This is a genomic window from Cobetia sp. 29-18-1 (assembly GCF_029846405.1).
GTDB classification, from domain to species: Bacteria; Pseudomonadota; Gammaproteobacteria; order Pseudomonadales; family Halomonadaceae; genus Cobetia; species Cobetia amphilecti.
Map to the genome: position 1 here is coordinate 148848 of NZ_JARWKS010000005.1, position 21276 is coordinate 170123.

Genomic DNA, 21276 nt, shown 5'->3' on the forward strand with positions numbered 1-21276 from the left:
TTCTCCTTACCCCGCTCTCTGCTTCACCCTTTGTCTCTCTCTCTTTGCTTCTACCTCTGCTTGCGCCTCTACAGAGGGAGCGTCAAGGCGACAACCGCATGGCATGACCCCACTCTCGCCTGCCTCCTGGCGCCGCCTTCTGGCCTGTCGGGCGCCCGTGAAAGACCTGACGGCCATGACAGCTTTCGACCAAGGTCGTCATTCGGCGTTGACTGGAGGGCAAGGCATGCGAAAATTGGCCATCGTTGTCCCTCCTGCATTTATCGCCCACGAGAAGGAATGATCGCTGATGTCAGCACAACTGATAGATGGCAAGGCCATTGCCGAACGCGTACGCCAACAGGTAGGCCGTCAGGTCGATGCGCGTCGTGATGCCGGTGAACGTATTCCGGGGCTTGCCGTCGTGCTGGTCGGTGAAGACGCGGCGTCCGAGGTCTATGTCCGCAACAAGCACCTCGCCTGCGAGAAGGCTGGCATTCTCTCCACCCAGCACCGCCTGTCCGCTGACACCACGCAGCAGGAACTGGAAGCTCTGGTCGACCAGCTGAATGACGACACCAGCATCGACGGCATCCTGGTGCAGCTGCCACTGCCGGCGCATCTCGATTCACGCCCGATTCTCGAGCGCATTCGTACCGACAAGGACGTGGACGGCTTCCACCCCTACAACCTCGGTCGTCTGGCGCAGCGCCTGCCGGTAATGCGCCCCTGCACTCCCAAGGGCATCATGACGCTGCTGTCCGAGAGCGGCCTGCAGGTGCGCGGCATGGACGCCACCATCGTGGGCGCCTCCAACATCGTCGGTCGCCCGATGTCACTGGAGCTGATGCTGGCCGGCTGCACCACCACCGTCTGCCACCGCTTCACCAGGGACCTGGAGAGCAAGGTCCGCCAGGCAGACCTCGTCGTGGTCGGCGTCGGCAAGCCGGGCCTGGTCAAGGGTGAGTGGATCAAGGAAGGCGCCATCGTCATCGATGTGGGCATCAACCGCCTCGACAACGGCTCGCTGGTCGGTGACGTGGAGTTCGCCCCGGCGGCGGAGCGCGCAGGCTGGATCACGCCGGTACCGGGCGGCGTCGGCCCGATGACCGTTGCCTCGCTGCTGGAGAACACCCTGTTCGCCGCCGAGCTGCACGATGCCCAGCTGGCCGGCAAGTAAGCACGCACCCTCTCGCTGACACCTCCCCTGGCCGCGGGGCATCGCATGACAGGATACCCCGCAGGCCCTGCTTCAGGATTTCACCATGTCCCTCAAGACACTTGGCATCATCGGCGCCATGGCCGAGGAAGTCGCCATCCTCGCCGAGCTGCTGGAAGACAGCACCACGACTCAACATGCCGGCTCCACCTTCCACGTCGGCCAGCTGCACGGCCTCAAGATAGTGCTGCTGCAGTCCGGCATCGGCAAGGTCAATGCCGCCGTGGGCGCCTGCCAGCTGATCGAGCGCTACCAGCCGGACGCCATCATCAACACCGGTTCCGCCGGGGGCTTCGCCTCTGATCTGGAGATCGGCGACGTGGTCATCTCCAGCGAAGTGCGTCACCACGATGTCGATGCCGTGGTGTTCGGCTACGAATACGGCCAGGTGCCGCAGATGCCGGCCGCCTACCCGTCAGACCCGGCACTGGTGAAGATCGCGCGTGAGTGCGTCGAAGCCCAGGGCGAGATCAAGGCACGTGAAGGCCTGATCTGCACCGGCGACATCTTCATGGCAGACCCGGAGCTGGTCGCGCTGACTCGCTCACGCTTCCCGGACATGCTGGCCGCCGAGATGGAAGCCGCCGCCATCGCCCAGACCTGCTTCGTCTATGAGATGCCGTTCGTGGTCATCCGTGCGCTGTCTGACATCGCCGGCAAGGACAACAACAGCCAGTCCTTCGAGGAATTCCTGCACGTCGCCGCACGTCAGTCCTCGCGCATGATCGAGGCCATGGTCAAGCGCCTCGCCAGCTGATCAGCCGCTGCCTGAGAGCGATCCCCGCCCGACTGGCCAAAAAAAACCGCCGCCCCTCTCGGGACGGCGGTTTTTTTTCGCGGTGACATTTTCGCGGCGACAATGCGTCACGCCAACTGCATCAGCCTTCCAGCACCCAGGTCGTCCCCTCGCGGGAATCCTTGAGGATGATGCCCTGAGCGGCCAGCTCGTCACGGATACGATCAGCACCCGCGAAATCCTTGGCCCTCTTGGCGGCAGCACGCGCCTCGATCTGCGCCTGGATCTCGTCTTCCGACAACGCCAATGTGGCAGTATCGCCCTTGAGGAAGACCGCCGGGTCCTGGCCGAACAGCCCCAGCAGGCCGCCCAGCGCGGTCAGCTCGAAGGCCAGCGCCGGCGCCTGCTGCGGTGCCTCCTTCTTGGCACGGTTCAGCTCGCGAGCCAGCTCGAACAGCACCGACAGCGCACCGGCCGTATTGAAGTCGTCATCCATGGCAGCCACGAAGCGTGCCCGCCAGTCGCCTGACGCCTCGCCCTGTTCGGGCGTGACGTTCTCCAGCGCATTGTAGAAGCGCTCCAGCGAGCGACGCGCCTCATCCAGCGAGTTGGCCTCGTAACTGATCGCACTACGGTAGTGGCTGGCCACCAGCAGATAACGCACCACCTCCGGGTTGTGCTGCTCCAGCACATCACGAATCGTGAAGAAGTTGCCCAGCGACTTGGACATCTTGTCCTGCCCGACACGCACCGCGCCGGCGTGCATCCACACATTGGCATACTGCTGGCCAGTGGCGGCTTCGGACTGGGCGATCTCGTTCTCGTGATGCGGGAAGGTCAGGTCCGGCCCGCCGCCGTGGATATCGAAGGTGTTGCCCAGGCAGCAGGTCGACATCGCGGAGCACTCGATATGCCAGCCCGGACGGCCCGCGCCCCAGGGAGACGGCCAGCTGGCCTCGCCCGGCTTGGCGGCCTTCCACAGCACGAAGTCGAGCGGGTCTTCCTTGGCCTCTTCCACTTCCACGCGCGCGCCGGACTGCATGTCATCGAGCTGACGGTTGTTGAGCTTGCCGTAGCCCTCGAAACGACGCACACGGTAGTAGACATCACCGTTGCTGGCCGCGTAGGCAAAGCCCTTGTCGATCAGCGTCTCGGTCATCGCGATGATATCGCCGATGTGCGCGGTCGCCCGTGGCTCGCGATCAGGACGCAGGATCCCCAGACGCCCCTCGTCTTCGTGCATCGCCTGGATCATGCGCTCGGTCAGCGCCTCGAAGGCTTCGCCATTCTCGTCGGCACGCTTGAGGATCTTGTCGTCGATATCGGTGATGTTGCGCACATAGGTGACGTCATAGCCACGCGCACGCAGGTAACGCGTGATGATGTCGAAGGCCACCATCACACGCGCATGGCCGATGTGACAGAGGTCATAGACCGTCACGCCACAGACGTACATGCGCACCTTGTTGCCTTCCAATGGCACGAAGGGTGCCTTGGTCCGGCTCAGGGTACTGTAGATGGACAGTGTGCTCGCGGCATCTTCGAGTGAAATCATTCAGTCATCGCCCTTGGCTACTTTGCTGACAGTGCGCTGTCAGCCTTGCGAAATGGAGCGGCCCGCAGACCGGTCATGCAGCTTCGTCATCGAAGGTACAGGATCAGCCTGCGGGCCGTGAAGCGGGTCAAAAGTCATGCCAGCAGACCTCCCGCAGGAGGCCTGGCTGCCATCAACCCTTCTTCTGGGCCTTGGCCCAACCGTCCTTCAGGCTGACGGTACGGTTGAAGACCAGCGCGCCATCGACGCAGTCATGGCGGTCGGCGACGAAGTAGCCGATACGCTCGAACTGGTAACGCGTTTCCGGCGCGGCATTGCGCAGGCTCGGCTCACCGAAGCCCTTGACGATGCTCAGCGAGTTCGGATTGAGGTGCTCAAGGAAGTCGACATCCTTGTCACGGTCCGGCTCGGCTTCCAGGAACAGGTTCTCGTACTGACGCACCTCGACCGGCACTGCGTGCTCGGCGCTGACCCAGTGGATGACACCCTTGACCTTGCGGCCTTCCGGGTTCTTGCCGAGGGTATCGAGGTCGACACTGCAACGCAGCTCGACGATCTCGCCGGCCTCATCCTTGATCACTTCATCACAGCGGATGACGTAACCGTTGCGCAGACGCACTTCCTTCTCGGGCGCGAGACGGAAGAACTTCTTCGGCGCATCTTCCATGAAGTCATCGGCGTCGATCCACAGCTCACGGGTCAGCGGAATCTGGCGCGTGCCCATGTCGTCACGTGCCGGATGACCGGGCACCTCGAAGACTTCCTCGTGACCTTCCGGCAGGTTGGTCAGCACCACCTTGAGCGGATTGAGCACGCACATGGCCCGCAGCGCGTTGTCTTCCAGGTCGGAACGGATGGCGTGGTGCAGCATGCCGATCTCGACCATGCCGCCATCCGCGCGGCTCACGCCGATCATGTCGCAGAACTTGCGAATGGAAGCGGCCGTGTAGCCACGACGACGCATGCCCGAGATGGTCGGCATGCGCGGGTCATCCCAGCCATCGACAACACCTTCGTCCACCAGCAGCTTCAACTTGCGCTTGGAGGTGACGGTGTAATCCAGGTTCAGACGCGCGAACTCGATCTGACGCGGCGTGACCGGCACCGGCAGGTTGGCCAGGAACCACTCATACAGCGGACGATGGTCCTCGAATTCCAGCGTACAGATGGAATGCGTCACGCCTTCCAGCGAATCGGACTGACCATGCGTGAAATCGTAGGACGGGTAGATCTTCCACTTGTCGCCGGTCTGGTGATGGCTGGCATGGCGGATACGATAGAGGATCGGATCACGCAGATTGATGTTGGGCGCCGCCATGTCGATGCGGGCACGCAGCACCTTCTCGCTCTCGCCGAATTCGCCCTTCTTCATGCGCTCGAGCAGATCGAGGTTTTCCTCGGGGCTACGCTCACGGTAAGGGCTCGGGCGACCCGGCTCCTTCAGCGTGCCACGATATTCACGAATCTCGTCCGGCGACAGGTCATCGACATAGGCCTTGCCTTCACGCACCAGGTGCTGGGCCCAGGCATAGAGCTGGTCGAAATAATCGGAAGCGAAGCGCACCTTGCCGGCCCACTCGAAGCCCAACCATTCGACGTCTTCCTTGATGGCGTCGATATAGGCCTGCTCTTCCTTGGCAGGGTTGGTGTCATCGAAGCGCAGGTGACAATCGCCACCGAGCTGCTGCGCCAGACCGAAGTTCAGACAGATCGACTTGGCGTGCCCGATATGCAGGAAGCCGTTGGGCTCCGGCGGGAAACGCGTGACAACCTTATCGGCACGGCCGGCCTCGAGTTCTTCGCGGATCTGGTTAAGCACGAAGTTCGGGGCGCTCTGGGTCTCGGTACTCATGAAGTTTCGCTGCACCTCTGTGTGGTTCCTGGGCGTCGTATTGCGGGTCGTCATGTGGTTGAACGAACGTGCGCAAGGACAACAAGACGGATGATCGGGGCTGCATCCACGCGCCTGCCGCCCGCTCAGGCTTTCGTGTCTGGATGCAAAGCCGCTATTATAGCGCGACGCCCGCAGGCGATGCCATGAAGCCGCGCCTGCCTGACACTTGAGCAAGACAGATGACCGGGAAGCCCGAATGATCGTTCTTCACACCAACTACGGCGATATCACCCTCGAACTCAACCACGAGAAGGCCCCGAAGACCGCGGCCAACTTCGAGCAGTACGTGCGTGAAGGCCACTACAGCAATGTCCTTTTCCACCGCGTCATTCCGGGTTTCATGGTTCAGGGCGGTGGCTTTGACACCGACTTCAACCAGAAGCCGACCAATGGCGTGATCGAGAACGAAGCCGACAACGGCCTCAAGAACGACCGCGGCACCGTGGCCATGGCTCGCACCATGGACCCGCACTCCGCCAGCGCCCAGTTCTTCATCAACGTCAATGACAACGACTTCCTGAACTTCACCAGCAAGACCAGCCAGGGCTGGGGTTACTGCGTGTTCGGCAAGGTCGTCGAAGGCATGGACGTGGTCGAGAAGATCGAAGCGGTCAAGACCACCCGTCGCGACGGCCACGCCGACGTGCCGGCAGAAGACGTGATCATCACCAGCGCTGAAATCACCGAATAAGCGATTTCGCCTGATCACGCCGCAAGGCGTGCCTGCCGCCCGGCCTTGCCTCGTGATCGCGAGTGCCAGGCTGGGCGGTTTGCGTTATGAACTCCCACGGCAGTGCGCCCTTGCGATGCCCTGCTGACCGCCCACCTTCGCGGACCCCGACCATGAACACGACTGCCACCACCCTCTTCATCTCCGACCTGCATCTGCAACCCGACACGCCCGAGATCGCCCAGGGCTTCCTCGACTATCTGGCACGCCTGGCAACCTGCCAGCCTGCCGTCGAGCGTCTGTTCCTGCTGGGTGACATCTTCGAGGTCTGGGTCGGCGATGACTATCGCAACGATTTCACCGACAGCATGAGCGCTGCGCTCAAGCGCATCGCCGAGCGCGGCACCGCGATCTTCTTCATGCACGGCAATCGCGACTTCCTGGTCGGCGAGACCTTCGCGGCCGAGGCCGGCGTGACGCTGCTACCCGACCCGAGCGTGATCGAGCTGGACGGCGAGCGCGTGCTGCTGATGCACGGCGACAGCATGTGCACCCGCGACGAGGCCTACATGAAGTTCCGCGCCATGACCCGCGACCCTCAGTGGCAGGCGCAGATTCTGGCCATGCCGCTGGAGCAGCGTCTGGCGCTGGCCCAGTCACTGCGCATGCAGTCCGGCGAGACCAACAGCGAGAAGGACGAGGCGATCATGGACGTCACGCCCGAGGAAGTGGTGCGCGAGATGCGTGAGCACGACGTGCGCACGCTGATCCATGGCCATACGCATCGCCCGGCGGTGCATGAACTCGAGATCGATGGCGAGCCGGCGCGCCGCATCGTGCTCGGCGACTGGCGCCCGACTCAGGCCTTCGACATCATCGCCCGTGGCCAGGGGCCGGAGCTGCGTGAATTTGCGCTGCCGCTGGTGGATGCGATCACCCACGGCTGATCGCTTGCACACACCAAAAAGCCCCGCTGCCGATCACGGCAGCGGGGCTTTTTTCTTACGCTCTCACAGTATCAGGCGCTTCGCTGCGCCAGACGCTTCGCTCAGGCCGGTGACGATGCCTTGCGGCGCGCACGCCCCTCGGCGATCTCCACCAGCTGATGCCAGCCCAGTACCGCGGGGGCATCGGCGCTCGGAAGCTCTTCCAGCAACACCTTCAGACGCTGACACCGCTCGGCATCATGGGCATCGACCAGACGCAGCCAGGTGGCAAGCCCCATGGCTTCATGGTGAGTGTTTTCCTGCTCGATGGAGTAGGACAGCCCCTGCTCGATCAGGGAGCGTACCTTCTCCAGCGGCAGCCCCTGAGCACTGCGCAGGCTCGCGACCAGATAGCTGACTTCTGACAGGTAGAAGGAATTGCGCTCCTGGGCGACCAGCAGCACTTTCTCCATGTATTCCTCAGCGGCAGCGTTCTCGCCCAGCGCCATCACGGCATCCATGTACCACAGGTTGGGGCGCTGATGACGCTCGCGTCCGGTCAGCTCCGCGAACTCGTTCATGCTCGACTGCAGCATGGACAGGCCATCGCGGTCGCCATTCATCGCCCGCGCCCAGCCCAGCACACCATGCGCTGCCATGTGCCACAGGTGAAGGTCCGCTGAACGCGTCACTTCCAGGGCCCGCTCGGCGCGCTGGGTCGCCAGATGGGTGTGGCCCAGCTGGCGATACAGGGAGGTGGAGAACATCAACGCCATCGCCAGCGAACCGGGCTGACCGATCTGCTCGGCCATGCGAATCGCCGCCTCGGCCTGCTGCTCGGCCTTCACGTAGTCGCAGCGCAGGCACGATGTCCAGCTCTGCAGACAGGAGGCCGCCACCTGCGGGTGATCGCTGAACGGCAGCCATTCGAGCACCATCGGATGGTTGACCGGATCGATCTCATCCAGGTGCTCGCCCGCCACACGCACGCGACCGGCCCAGAACTCGCAGTGGGCACGCGCATAATCGGCCAGGCGACGATAGCGATCATCGGAAAGCTCTTCCGCCAGCTCGCTGAGGCCGGAGGCCAACGCGAAGGCATCGGCGTGGGCATGACGCTCGCTGCAACCGACCCACAGGCCCCATTTGACGATGAAGGCCTGCTCGAGGTCCGGCTCGTCGTCCTCGACCAGCGCCGGGCTGCTGAGCAGGTTGCGTGCCTGCACGAAGCTCTCGTGGGCGATGCGTGAGCCATGGCCTTCCAGCGCAAAACCGGACTGGCCACGTACCGTCAGCAGGCTGACTTCGCGCTCTTCCTGACCATCGACATGCTTGAGGCAGGCCAGGCCGTTGTCCGCCATCTTGAGCGCGGTGCGGTTGGCGCTGATCTTGAGCGCCTCGCGCGCCGAGAGTTCGAAGTAACGCGCGGCACGGCTGAAGTTCTGCGACTTGCGCAGGTGAACGGCGAAGTAGCCGGGGTGACGACTGATCCAGGCGGGATACTTGTCCTCGATCAGCGCGACCACCTGATGGTGAATCCGGCGCCGCACATCCCGCGGACACGACAGATAGGCCGCTTCCTGGATCAGCTGATGGGTAAACTGGTAGTCGAATTCACTGTCGCTGCTGCATGCCTCGATGATCTCCAGGCGCTGCATGTTCTCGATGGCGCGCTTGAGGCGGCCCTCCTCGAACTCACAGCTCTGGCGCACGAAGCTCAGCTTGAAGACACGCCCCAATACCGCGGCGGCGTGGGCGACATCGCGCCCTTCTTCCAGCTGATCGATACGACTGGAGAGCAGGCCGATCAGGCCCTTGGGCAACTCGTCGAGCTGCACCGGACGCCCTTCGCGGCGGTCCATGTCGAGACGACGGCAGATTTCCTGCAGGTAGAGCGGCACGCCATCGCAGCGCTCGATGAGCTGACTGCGCATGCGCGGACTCAGGTGCAGGCGATAGCGACGCGAGAGATGCGACAGCAGGCGTGAGACCTGCATCGGATCGAGGCGACCCAGTGCGATGTGCTGGTCCCAGTTGAGCTTGACCGCCAGGCTGTCGCGACCGTTGTGGCTCGCGGCCAGCATGAAGCCGATGTTGATCGGCAGACGCGCCTGCAGGCCAGCCAGTACCTTGAGCGACGGCTCGTCGAGCCACTGCAGGTCATCGATCATCATCACCAGCGGACGCAGGCTGGCTGACTTCTCGATCACCAGATGCAGCACGCGCACGACGCGTTCGACCGTCTCGCTGGACTGGATCAGCACTTCGTCTTCGGCAGTATCTTCCGCCGTGCCGAGCACCGCGTGGAAGGAGCGACGCACTTCCTCGCTGATGCCCTGCAACGCCTCGGAAGACTCGAACAGCTGCTCGACGCTTTCGCGATCGATATTGCCGTCCAGACGCCAGCGAATCAGCGCCGTCACGACACTGTAGGGCTCAAGCTGCGAGAGACGCGTGGTCGGCATCCAGCACAGTCCGACATCCTGGCTCTGCTCCAGCTGACGGAAATTGACCATCAAGGCCGACTTGCCCATGCCGGAGTTGCCACTGACCAGCACGCTCTGGCGCAGGCCGATGCTGGCGCGGGCCAGCGCATCGCGCAGACGACGCAGCTCGCCCTCGCGACCGATCAAGGTCGGCAGCGAGGATTCGCGAGTGGCGACACTGCTGCCCAGCACCAGCGCACGCAGACGCACGCGACCGTCAGCGGCCAACAGGCGCGAGGTCAAGCGGGGCTGCAGGTCCAGTGCCGGCGGCATGTGCTGACTGGCCTCCTGGGAGATCACCAGCTCGCTGCCTTCGGCGGCGGTCATCAACTCGAGGGAATATTGCGTGACCTGCCCCAGCGGGTCGGCCAGCTGGCGCTCCGGCAGGTAGATGACCTGACCGGAGTGCAGGCCCGCCGACAGCGAGAAGGCCGGCGGCTTGCCTTCGCCGTCCCACAGCTTGGCGATCTCGTCGGGGATCGCCTTGCTGCAGTGCTCATAGAGCGCGACCAGCTCGGCGAGCTGATGCGCCGGGCCGTGGGTACCGAAGCATGCCAGGCCCACGCCACCCGTGGCGCCCGGCAGCCAGAAGCCGCCCAGGTGATGACACTGCTGCTCCAGCCAGCGCAACAGCTCGATCTGCAGCGTCAGGCAGGCACGCGCCCAGACGCGGTCACGATGACTGTCCTTGACGCTCAGGCGAATGGCCATGACCGACAGCTGACGGTGATCGATTTCCTCTTCGCGCAGCGGTGCGCTGTCCAGCGACAGGGTCCGTGAGATGGCGCCCTGCGGCGTCATGGCACTCATGGTCTCGCTCTTGCCATCGGACCAGTAGCGCGCCAGTTGCAGGAAGCCGGGGTCCGGCTGCTGACCGGAGAGCGCCAGCTGCTGCAGGAAGGCATTGAACTGCTCATGGGCCGCGGCCGACTGGCCGCCTTCGGCCAGCTGACGCACGAGACGCTCATGGAAGGGGCCGTAACCGGAGAAGCGACTGACCAGCGTGCGCAGCACGTCATCGGGCAGCGGCTCGTCCGTGGCCAGCACCCGCTCGGCGAACTGGATGACGCGCTGACGCCACTCGCCACGCACCTTGATCATCCAGCGCTGGAAGTCAGGGCACTGGGTCAAGGAAAGCTCCTCGACCAGGTCGCCACGATACAGGGTGAGAATCTCCCCCAGGGTGGCGACGGAGGGCGGTGCCAGCAGCAGGCCGTTGAGCTCGTCGAGGTCAAGCTCCCAGTGCTCCGGCAGCGAGAGCGCGATGGTCTGGCGCGACACCGTCAACAGGTTGTCGGCCTCTTCGCCGAGACTCTGACGCAGACAGTGCAAGGCGTGGCGAAGGTTGGTCCGTCCGGAGGACAGCCCCTGATCCGGCCAGAGCAACTCCGCCAACCCGGCACGGGAGACGGCCTGATCATGCAGCAGCAGATGCAGAAGTAGCGCCTTGACCTTGTCGTAGCTGAACTGAGTCAGCGTGTCATCACCCAACGTCAGCTGGAAATGTCCCAGCAGTGCCAGTTGAGCTTGACCAGATGTTTCCTGCGTCATGTGTCATCCATTTCAAAGTCGCGAACGAAACGCCAGCCCTGCCACGGCGCCGGTGATCCCCTGTCCTTGATCCTTGCCTTAGTCTCTCGTGCCTTGATCCATCGCGTCCCGACCCACCCTGGCCGAGGCGCGCGCTGCCCGTCGTGCGCTCGGCTGACCACTGTGGAAGCGGAAGACAGCGTCGGGGGTTTCAATCAGCTCTCGTTCCACTTCACGTAGCACCGCGAGACGGGGTTCCAGTGGTTCATTGGTGTATTGCTCTGCCAACATGAGGTAATCCTCATAGTGACGTCCTTCTGACTTAACCAAAGTGCGATAGAACTTTGCAAGCTCTGGTTCCAGATACGGGATGAGGCGCGCGAAGCGCTCACACGACCTTGCCTCTATCAGGGCGCCGATCAGCAGGATGTCCACCAGGCGTTGCGGGTCTTCGTCCCTGACCTGCTGGCGCAGGGCTTCGGCATAGCGCGAGGCCTTGATATGCCGATAGACGATGCCCCGCTTCTCCATCAGCCCGACCACCTGCTCGAAGTGCAGCAGCTCTTCGCGCGCCAGCTGTGACATCTTGGTCAACAGCAGTGGCCGGTTCACGTAGCGGTACATCAGGCTCATGGCAGTGGAGGCGGCTTTCTTCTCGCACTGCGCATGGTCGATCAGCAAAAGCTCCGGATTCTCAAGCGCCGCCTCGACCCAGCTCAGGGGCGTCCTGCAGGGTAGAAAGGCCAGCAGCGACGCCGGCAGCAAGGCATCGGTATCTTCATCGCTTGGCCCCTGCGACGCTGCGATCACGCGCGCCCCAGCCTCACTCTCGCCATACCGCCCAGCATGAACATCATCATGCTGCTTGCTCTGCTCAGGCGCAATCACATTGCGCTCGGTCACGTCGGTCATTGAATTCATTGTCACGTCAGTCTTTTGTCTCGCTCGCTTGCGTCTGCTGCTGACTGACAGGAGACACCTCAACGACGGAGTTCATATCATTATCGGCACGCTTTGCCGCTTCCACCATGATTTCATCGTTTATATGGGCAAAAAGCTGTTCGGGCTCAAGTTCTCGCGCATGGGCCAGTGGTGCGATGCCATATGCCGACAGGTCCTTGATGCGGGTGCGCCCGACGCGCAGCAGCTCAACGGCGCGTGACAGCGCCGACTGATCGGCACGGAAACGGATGCTATGGCGGGTCAGCTGCTCGGCCAGCATGGCGTCATCGGCGACGCGCAGCCAGCGGGCGGCGACCTGACTTCGCAGCTCATCCAGTGCCAGCATGCGCTTGGCGCGCTGGTCACTGTCATAGCCGAACCAGGCCAGGATCTCATGATCATGACGCTGGCAGCCGCGACAGACGCTATCGCCGACCGTAGTGGAGCAGACACCTACGCAAGGAGAAAGAATACGGCTCATGTTGCCCTCGGGGGAGGCGGAAAGTGTGATTCGGGGTAACCCCCATCATACCGTGCGTACCTGAGAGCCGACAGCATCGCGCCGTCGGTGCCCAAAGGGCCTCTTGTCAGCACTGCGCTGGGCGTCATCAGCGCGTCATCAGGGTTGCCGCATAGTGTTTGCTCAGCGTGATTTCCTGACAATCAGATGAAATATCAGAATGTTATGCCGTAATAGGCGACCAAAGTCTCAGCCCCCGCCACTGGGCGCTCCTTAACATTGTCGACAAAGTTGAGTAGACTCGCATTCGCCCCGTAGCGCCTGATTCGCTCGCAATAAGACGCTTGAATTACCCGCAAGAAGCCTCGAGGTGCCCCGCCCTGCGTCTTCAAGACGACTGGCCCGCGCATTTCGACACGATTACAGATGAGGGTCTCCCACGTGCTTGAAGCCTACCGTCAACAGGTTGAAGAACGCGCCCAGCAGGGCATTCCGGCAAAGCCGCTGACTGCCGAGCAGACCGCAGAACTGGTCGAACTGCTCAAGAATCCGCAGGCCGGTGAAGAAGAGTTCATCCTCGATCTGTTCACCAATCGCATTCCCCCGGGCGTTGATGAAGCCGCTTACGTCAAGGCTGGCTTCCTGACCGCCATCGTACGTGGCGAAGCCGCTTCTCCGCTGATCGACAAGACACATGCCGTCAAGCTGCTCGGCACCATGCAGGGCGGCTACAACATCGCCACGCTGGTCGAGCTGCTGGACGACGAAAGCCTGGCCAAGGAAGCCGGCGAACAGCTCAAGCACACCCTGCTGATGTTCGACGCCTTCCACGATGTCGCTGACCGCGCCAAGGCCGGCAACGCCGTCGCCCAGGCCGTGCTGCAGTCCTGGGCCGACGCCGAATGGTTCCTGTCCAAGCCGGCGCTGGCCGAGAAGATCTCGCTGGCCGTCTTCAAGGTGCCGGGCGAGACCAACACCGATGACCTGTCTCCGGCGCCTGACGCCTGGTCACGTCCGGACATCCCGCTGCACGCCAACGCGATGCTCAAGAACCCGCGTGAAGGCATCAACCCGCAGGAAGATGGCGTCGTCGGCCCGCTGGCCCAGATCGAGGAAGTGAAGGCCAAGGGCTTCCCGGTCGCCTACGTCGGTGATGTGGTCGGTACCGGCTCCTCACGCAAGTCCGCCACCAACTCCGTGCTGTGGTTCTTCGGCGACGACATCCCGTTCGTGCCCAACAAGCGCGCCGGCGGTTTCTGCATCGGCAACAAGATCGCCCCGATCTTCTTCAACACCATGGAAGATGCCGGCGCCCTGCCCATCGAGATGGACGTCGAGAAGATGGCCATGGGCGATGTCATCGACATCTACCCGTACGAAGGCAAGGTCTGCCGTCACGACACCGACGAAGTCATCTCCACCTTCTCCCTCAAGACTCAGGTCCTGCTGGACGAAGTGCGTGCTGGCGGCCGTATCCCGCTGATCATCGGTCGCGGTCTGACCGACAAGGCGCGTACCGAGCTGGGTCTGGAGGCGTCTGACGTCTTCCGCCTGCCGGAGCAGCCGAAGGACACCGGCAAGGGCTTCACCCTCGCACAGAAGATGGTCGGCAAGGCCTGCAACCTGGAAGGCGTGCGTCCGGGCATGTACTGCGAGCCGAAGATGACCACCGTCGGCTCCCAGGACACCACTGGCCCGATGACCCGCGACGAGCTGAAGGATCTGGCATGTCTGGGCTTCCAGGCCGACCTGGTGATGCAGTCCTTCTGCCACACCGCTGCCTACCCGAAGCCGGTCGATGTCGAGACTCACCACACCCTGCCCGACTTCATCATGAACCGCGGCGGCGTCTCCCTGCGTCCGGGCGACGGCATCATCCACTCGTGGCTGAACCGCATGCTGCTGCCGGACACCGTCGGCACCGGTGGTGATTCCCACACCCGCTTCCCGATGGGCATCTCCTTCCCGGCGGGTTCTGGCCTGGTGGCCTTCGCCGCCGCCACTGGCGTGATGCCGCTGGACATGCCGGAATCCATCCTGGTGCGCTTCAAGGGCGAACGTCGTCCGGGCATCACCCTGCGTGACCTGGTCCACGCCATCCCGCTGTACGCCATCAAGCAGGGCCTGCTGACCGTCGACAAGGCCAACAAGAAGAACGCCTTCTCTGGCCGCATTCTGGAAATCGAAGGTCTGGAAGATCTGACGGCCGAACAGGCATTCGAGCTCTCCGACGCCTCTGCCGAGCGTTCCGCCGCCGGTTGTACCATCACGCTGTCCGACGAGAGCGTGACCGAGTACCTGAAGTCCAACATCACCCTGCTCAAGTGGATGATCGCCAACGGTTACGGCGATGCCCGTACCATCGAGCGTCGTATCGCGGGCATGGAAGAGTGGCTGGCCAACCCGAGCCAGATGCGTGCCGACAAGGACGCCGAATACGCCGAGATCATCGAGATCGACCTCGCCGAGATCGACCAGCCGGTACTGTGTGCGCCGAACGACCCCGACGATGCCCGTCTGCTGTCCGACGTCGCCGGTCAGAAGATCGACGAAGTCTTCATCGGCTCGTGCATGACCAACATCGGTCACTTCCGCGCCGCAGGCAAGCTGCTCGAGAAGCAGCCGGCCGGTAGCCTGAAGACCAAGCTGTGGCTGGCACCGCCGACCAAGATGGACCAGCACCAGCTGACCGAGGAAGGCTACTACGGCATCTACGGCCGTGCCGGCGCGCGCATGGAAATGCCGGGCTGCTCACTGTGCATGGGTAACCAGGCACGTGTGGCTGCCAAGTCCACCGTGGTGTCCACCTCCACGCGCAACTTCCCGAACCGTCTGGGCGACGGCGCCAACGTCTTCCTGGCCTCTGCCGAGCTTGCGGCCATCGCGGCCGTGGCCGGTCGTCTGCCGACCGTCGAGGAATATCAGGGCTACATGGGCGAATTCGATGCCATGGCGGGCGAGATCTATCGCTACCTGAACTTCCATGAGATCGAAGAGTTCCAGAACGCCGCTTCCAACGTGATTCCGGTCACCCAAGAAGCCTGATCAGGCGGGGAGTCATGCGCCACTGCATGACTCCCCTCTGACAGCAGCACTGGCGTCAGCCAGACAACGAAACGGGCCGCCCCTCAAGGGACGGCCCGTTTTTTCATGCCTGCGACAAGCTCAGTGGTGCAAGCGCCCTGCCTCAAAACTTGTAGCCGACCGAGGCGGTGAAGGCATCTACCTGATAATCGCTGTCGAAGTCATAGCGCTCGTACTCGGCACGGATCAGGAACGGGTCCAGATTGACCTGTGCACCGGCACCATAGACCGGATCAAAGCCGTCGTTGTCCTTCAGATCGACGCTGGAATTGCCCAGATTGCCATCGACATCGGTCTCCCACTTCGCCATCCCCGCCTTGGCGAACAGCGAGAAGTACTGACCGATGGGCAGGATACCCACCACGTTGACACCGTAGGCCTTGGACTCGAGATCGGTATTGCTGAAGTCATTGCCCTTGAGCTGGACAGTCCCCAGGTCGGTGTAGAAGGCCTCAGTGGCGAAGTACGGATTGTACTGATAGCCCACGAAGGCCTTGTAGACGTTGTCGTCATCATCGACATCGAAGTCATCGCTGCCGGATTCGATGAAGTCACCGGCCTCATCGGAATCATCGTTCTCCAGGCTGGAGAAGCCGGTACCGGCACCGATGTAGAGCCCTTCGCTGGCATTGCCTGCCGCCTGAGCGTGACCACTGAGCGCCAGAGCGAGAGCGGCGAAGGAAACGGTAGCCAACGGGGCGGCCAGAAGACGTGACTTGCTCATGTATTGCTCCTTGATCCAATGGGTGGCACAGGCAGCTGCCGGCCAGGTACTGACGGCCAGGTACTGACGACAAGACCGCGCCTGTCATGGGTTGCAGGAGCATCGTGGTAGATATAGAACAGTGTTTCAAGAGTGGCGTTTTGACTACTTGTCACGTCGCCAGTCAGCAACATGTCCTCATGACCTTCCCGCTCCCCCCGCTTGCGCGTGCCCGAGGCCCGCTTAGCCCTTCGCACAGATGCAAAGCCCTGGCGTATCGGGCATTCTCGGGGTTGTGGCATTGCAGCAATCAAAGCGCTCCGTCCCTCAAGCGGCCTGCCCCGGCCGCCCAGCACAAGGAATCCGACATGACGCATCCCATCTCCACCCCCGACCTCTGCGATGAGTTCCCCGACGTGCAGGTGCTCGAGCCACTGTTCATCAACTACGGCGGCGTCGAGTCCTTCGGCGGCGAAGTCGTGACCATCAAGTGCTTCGAGGACAACTCGCTGGTCAAGGAAGCCGTCGCGGAGCCCGGCGCAGGCCGCGTCCTGGTCGTCGATGCCGGCGGCTCGATGCGCTGCGCCATGCTGGGCGACATGCTCGCCGAACAGGCCGCCAAGAGTGGCTGGGCCGGCGTGATCATGTATGGCTGCATCCGCGATGTGGATGAGATCCACGCCACCAATCTCGGCGTGCAGGCACTGGGCTGCTACCCGCGCCCCAGCATCAAGCGCGGCGAAGGCCAGCGCGATATCCCGGTCACCTTCGCCGGCGTCACCATCGTGCCGGGCGACTATCTCTACGCCGACAACAATGGCGTCATCACCGCCAAGGAAGCGCTGATCCGTACCCAGCCGACTCCCTGAGTCGCCGTCTCGCGCCGCGGTGCACGCCGCAATGAAAACGCCCCCGCAACCAGGCAGGTTGCGGGGGCGTTTCGCGTTCAAGGTCGCGGACTCAGCGAGTGCTGGCAGGCTCTACGTTGGATGAGTCGGTCTGTGAGCCGGCTTGAGCACTGGCCTGAGAGGCCGCAGCCGCATCATCGGCACGCGCGAAGCGGTCCACCACGGCGGCGCAGGCAGCGTCACCGGTGATGTTGAGCGCGGTGCGCGTCATGTCGAAGATACGATCCAGCGCGAACAGCAGCGGCAGGCCCTCGATGGGAATACCGGCGGCCAGCAGTACGGCGACCACCAGGAAGGACGGCCCCGGCACCCCGGCCTGACCGATGGCACCCAGAGTCGCGGTGAACACGATGGCGGCGTAGGCGGAGAAGCCGAGGTCGACATTGAAGACCTGGGCGAAGAACATCGCCACCAGCCCGTAATAGATGGCATTGCCGCTCATGTTGATGGTCGCGCCCAGCGGCAGCACGAAGGCAGAGGTGGCGTTCTTGAGGCCCAGCTCCTTCTCGCAGACTTCCATGTTGACCGGCAGGGTCGCCATGGAGGACGCCGTGGACAGCGCGACGGCCTGCGGCTTCTTCATCGCGGACATGAAGCGGCCCAGCGGCACGTCAGAGCCGAACTTGACCACCAGCGGGTAGAACACGAAGCCGTAGATGAGGATGGCGCCCATGTAGACGAGGAACAGCTTCATCACCAGCGTCAGTACATCGAAGCCGAAGGTGCCGACGGCGTCCGCCATCAGGCCGAAGACGCCGATCGGCGCGATCAGCATCACCACGTTGATCATCCACACGAAGGCTTCAATGACGGTGTTCAGGCCTTCGATCAGCGGCTTGCCACGCTCACCGGTCTTGGACAGGCCAATGCCGAGGAACAGGCAGAACACCAGAATCTGCAGGATATTGGCATCGGTGAGTGCCCCGAAGATATTGGTCGGCACCATGCCCAGAATGGTGTCCATCACGCCCGGCACGCTGCCCTTGTCAGCGTAGGCATTGGAGAACATGCCCTTGGCGCTTTCCAGGTCCACCCCGCTGCCCGGCTGGAAGACATGCCCCATCACCAGCGCCAGCATCACGGCCACGGCAGAGGTCAGCATGAAGAAGGCGAAGGTGGAGATACCGATCTTGCCGGCAGAAGGGCTGTCGCCCAGATTGGCGGCTCCCGACACGATGGAGACCGCGATCAGCGGCACGACCAGCATCTTGATCAGGTGAATGAACAGCTCACCCAGTGGCGCGAACATCGAGGCGTCTTCGCCCATGTACGCCCCGACACCTGCACCCAGGATCATGGCGATGACTACCTGGACGCCGATGTTTTTCCATAAAGACTGTTTCACGTTACGACTACCTTGGATTGTGTCTGAAAGGTCGGTTGTTGCGTGCCACCGCAGTGCTGGCTACCGGTGAGGCCTGCCGTCATAGTCACCATGAATTCATAGTCACCATGGATTCATCGCCACCATGGATATTGTGGTCAGCGGGGTGGCTGGGATTATAAATGACTGCCTTTTTTACATAAGGTAGAAAGATAATCATTTAGTCGCGCAATCGAGATCATTTTGTTGCTATTTGTTACCAACTGACGCCTTTGTGCTGCTTTCTCCCCCATTGGTCTAATGCCTGAACTGACCAATCATTCAGGTTTCAGGCACGAAACGAAAAACGCCCACCGCACATTGAGTGCGATGGGCGCCCTGGGTGACAACGACCATCTGCGCCTCAGCGCGTCAGGTCACCATCCTGGGAAGCCTGGGTTACACCAGCTCCTTGTCCGCCAGCATGAACCAGGTTTCCAGCACGGAATCCGGGTTGAGGGAGACGCTGTCGATGCCCTCTTCCATCAGCCACTTGGCCAGCTCCGGATGGTCCGACGGGCCCTGACCACAGATGCCGACGTACTTGCCCTGCGCCTTGCAGGCACGGATCGCCATCGACATCAGCTGCTTGACCGCCGGGTTACGCTCATCGAAGAGGTGAGCGACGATGCCGGAGTCGCGATCCAGTCCCAGGGTCAGCTGGGTCAGGTCGTTGGAGCCGATGGAGAAGCCATCGAAGTGCTCGAGGAACTGATCCGCCAGCAGCGCGTTGGTCGGAAGCTCGCACATCATGATGACGCGCAGGCCGTTCTCGCCACGCACCAGACCATTCTCGCCCAGCAGCTTGATGACCTGCTCCGCCTCGCCGGTGGTGCGCACGAAGGGCACCATGATCTCGACGTTGGTCAGCCCCATCTCGTCACGCACGCGCTTGAGGGCACGGCATTCCAGATCGAAGCAGTCGCGGAAGGTGTCGGACACGTAGCGTGAGGCGCCACGGAAGCCCAGCATCGGGTTCTCTTCGCCCGGCTCGTACATCTTGCCGCCAATCAGGTTCTCGTACTCATTGGACTTGAAGTCCGACATGCGCACGATGACCTTCTGCGGATGGAAGGCGGCCGCCAGGGTGGAGATGCCCTCGACCAGCTTGTCGACGTAGAAGTCGACCGGGCTTGCGTAGCCGGCGGTGCGCGCATCGATGGTCTGCTGCAGATCGATGGGCAGGGTGGCGTAGTCGAGCAGCGCCTTGGGGTGCACGCCGATCATGCGGTTGATGATGAACTCGAGACGCGCCAGGCCCACGCCGGCATTCGGCAGACGCGAGAAGCTGAAGGCGCGGTCCGGGTTGCCGACGTTCATCATGATCTTGAACGGAATCTCCGGCATCTCGTTGACGCTGGTGACGGTGCGATCGAAGTTGAGGATACCGTCATAGACGTGTCCGGTATCGCCTTCGGCGCAGGAGACCGTCACTTCGCGGCCTTCGGCGAGCACCGAGGTCGCGTCGCCACAGCCGACCACGGCCGGAATGCCCAGCTCACGCGCGATGATCGCCGCGTGGCAGGTACGTCCGCCACGGTTGGTGACGATGGCGGAGGCGCGCTTCATGACCGGCTCCCAGTCCGGATCGGTCATGTCGGTGACCAGCACGTCGCCGACCTGCACCTTGTCCATCTGCTCCGGGTTGTCGATCACGCGCACCGCACCCTGGCCGATACGCTGGCCGATGGCACGCCCGGTGACCAGAGTGCGGCCCTTCTCGCGCAGCTGGAAGCGCTCGAGGTTGCCGCCCTCTTCCTGGCTGACGACCGTTTCCGGACGCGCCTGGACGATGTAGAGCTTGCCGTCGTCGCCATCACGCGCCCATTCGATGTCCATCGGACGCTGGTAGTGCTTCTCGATGATCATGGCCTGGCGCGCCAGTGCCTCGACATCGGCATCGCTGATGCAGAAACGGTGGCGGTCCGGCACCGGCACGTCGACGGTCTCGACGGAGCGACCCGCACTGGTGTCGTCGGTGTAGACCATCTTGATCAGCTTGGAGCCCAGGTTGCGGCGCAGTACCGCCGGGCGGCCGGCGGCCAGCGTGGTCTTGTGGACGTAGAACTCGTCAGGATTGACCGCGCCCTGCACCACGGTCTCGCCCAGGCCCCAGGAGCCGGTGACGAAGACGGCGTCGCGGTAGCCGGATTCGGTGTCCAGGGTGAACATCACGCCGGAAGCGGCCGTCTCGGAGCGCACCATCTTCTGTACGCCGGCAGACAGCGCGACCAATGAGTGGTCGAAGCCCTTGTGCACGCGGTAGGAGATGGCGCGGTCGTTGAACAGTGACGCGAACACCTCGTGAACCGCACGCTTGATGTTGTCGAAGCCTTCGATGTTGAGGAAGGTTTCCTGCTGACCGGCGAAGGAGGCATCCGGCAGGTCTTCCGCGGTAGCGGAGGAGCGCACGGCGACCTTCAGGTTCGGGTGCCTGGCCTGAAGCTCGGCATAGGCACGTTCCATCTCGGCCTCGAAGGCCGGCGGCAGCGGCGTGTCGATGATCCACTGACGAATCTCGGCACCGACGCGCGCCAGTTCGACCACGTCATCCACATCGAGGGCATCGAGGGCGGCATTGATACGCTTGTCGAGGCCTTCGTGGGCCAGAAACTCGCGATAGGCATAGGAGGTAGTCGCAAAGCCGCCGGGCACGGTGACACCGGCATCGGCCAGATTGGAGATCATCTCACCGAGCGAGGCGTTCTTGCCGCCAACGCGATCAACATCGTTCATGCCGAGCTGATCGAAATCGACGACGTATTCGGATGTGGCTTGCTGTGACAAGGGAACCCCCTGGTACCAATGGATGGAAACGAAT

At 62.8% G+C, this 21276-nt stretch carries 14 protein-coding genes; 6 read left to right on the forward strand and 8 right to left on the reverse strand.

All coding sequences use genetic code 11. The features are described from left to right. Positions 1–289: 289 nt before the first annotated feature. Together folD and mtnN are read left to right on the forward strand one after the other, a co-directional pair. Complete coding sequence (folD, locus tag QD208_RS05790) at positions 290–1159, forward strand: bifunctional methylenetetrahydrofolate dehydrogenase/methenyltetrahydrofolate cyclohydrolase FolD (RefSeq protein ID WP_153636284.1); 870 nt, start codon at positions 290–292, stop codon at positions 1157–1159. A gap of 85 nt (positions 1160–1244) precedes the next feature. Next, complete coding sequence (gene mtnN, locus QD208_RS05795) at positions 1245–1955, forward strand: 5'-methylthioadenosine/S-adenosylhomocysteine nucleosidase (RefSeq protein WP_153636285.1); 711 nt, start codon at positions 1245–1247, stop codon at positions 1953–1955. A gap of 121 nt (positions 1956–2076) precedes the next feature. Here the strand turns inward: mtnN and cysS are convergent, their stop codons facing one another. Continuing rightward, positions 2077–3459, reverse strand: a complete 1383-nt coding sequence (gene cysS, locus QD208_RS05800; RefSeq protein ID WP_279836208.1) for a cysteine--tRNA ligase — start codon at positions 3457–3459, stop codon at positions 2077–2079. A gap of 202 nt (positions 3460–3661) precedes the next feature. Then, positions 3662–5341: a glutamine--tRNA ligase/YqeY domain fusion protein gene (locus tag QD208_RS05805; protein ID WP_279836108.1), complete on the reverse strand. Its 1680-nt coding sequence runs from the start codon at positions 5339–5341 to the stop codon at positions 3662–3664. Positions 5342–5579: 238 nt separating this feature from the next. Here QD208_RS05805 and QD208_RS05810 point away from each other — a divergent pair, with 238 nt between their 5' ends. Together QD208_RS05810 and QD208_RS05815 are read left to right on the forward strand one after the other, a co-directional pair. Beyond that, positions 5580–6074, forward strand: a complete 495-nt coding sequence (locus QD208_RS05810; protein ID WP_043331309.1) for a peptidylprolyl isomerase — start codon at positions 5580–5582, stop codon at positions 6072–6074. Positions 6075–6226: 152 nt separating this feature from the next. Next, positions 6227–7000: a UDP-2,3-diacylglucosamine diphosphatase gene (locus QD208_RS05815; RefSeq protein ID WP_054555497.1), complete on the forward strand. Its 774-nt coding sequence runs from the start codon at positions 6227–6229 to the stop codon at positions 6998–7000. Positions 7001–7101: 101 nt separating this feature from the next. Here QD208_RS05815 and QD208_RS05820 read toward each other — a convergent pair whose 3' ends face one another. The 3 genes from QD208_RS05820 to QD208_RS05830 form a co-directional block, all read right to left on the reverse strand. Then, complete coding sequence (locus QD208_RS05820; protein WP_279836111.1) at positions 7102–11016, reverse strand: AAA family ATPase; 3915 nt, start codon at positions 11014–11016, stop codon at positions 7102–7104. Between the two features lie 78 nt (positions 11017–11094). Next, the gene (locus tag QD208_RS05825; RefSeq protein ID WP_279836113.1) at positions 11095–11907 is read right to left on the reverse strand and encodes a tRNA-(ms[2]io[6]A)-hydroxylase; all 813 of its coding nucleotides are present in this window, start codon (positions 11905–11907) and stop codon (positions 11095–11097) included. 16 nt (positions 11908–11923) lie between these two features. Then, positions 11924–12418, reverse strand: coding sequence for a DUF1289 domain-containing protein (locus QD208_RS05830; RefSeq protein ID WP_279836114.1), 495 nt, complete (start codon positions 12416–12418; stop codon positions 11924–11926). Between the two features lie 420 nt (positions 12419–12838). On the opposite strand from QD208_RS05830, the gene acnB reads away from it, so the two are divergent. After that, on the forward strand, positions 12839–15442 hold the full coding sequence (gene acnB / locus QD208_RS05835; RefSeq protein ID WP_279836209.1) for a bifunctional aconitate hydratase 2/2-methylisocitrate dehydratase: 2604 nt from the start codon (positions 12839–12841) through the stop codon (positions 15440–15442). A 142-nt stretch (positions 15443–15584) separates the two neighbouring features. Here acnB and QD208_RS05840 read toward each other — a convergent pair whose 3' ends face one another. Beyond that, positions 15585–16205: a porin family protein gene (locus tag QD208_RS05840; RefSeq protein ID WP_107336268.1), complete on the reverse strand. Its 621-nt coding sequence runs from the start codon at positions 16203–16205 to the stop codon at positions 15585–15587. Positions 16206–16552: 347 nt separating this feature from the next. Between QD208_RS05840 and rraA the strand changes: the two genes are divergently transcribed. Next, on the forward strand, positions 16553–17053 hold the full coding sequence (rraA, locus tag QD208_RS05845; protein WP_043331314.1) for a ribonuclease E activity regulator RraA: 501 nt from the start codon (positions 16553–16555) through the stop codon (positions 17051–17053). Positions 17054–17144: 91 nt separating this feature from the next. Here the strand turns inward: rraA and QD208_RS05850 are convergent, their stop codons facing one another. Together QD208_RS05850 and ppsA are read right to left on the reverse strand one after the other, a co-directional pair. Then, on the reverse strand, positions 17145–18437 hold the full coding sequence (locus tag QD208_RS05850) for a dicarboxylate/amino acid:cation symporter (RefSeq protein WP_213113965.1): 1293 nt from the start codon (positions 18435–18437) through the stop codon (positions 17145–17147). 417 nt (positions 18438–18854) lie between these two features. Beyond that, the gene (ppsA, locus tag QD208_RS05855; protein ID WP_043331316.1) at positions 18855–21242 is read right to left on the reverse strand and encodes a phosphoenolpyruvate synthase; all 2388 of its coding nucleotides are present in this window, start codon (positions 21240–21242) and stop codon (positions 18855–18857) included. Positions 21243–21276 lie beyond the last annotated feature (34 nt).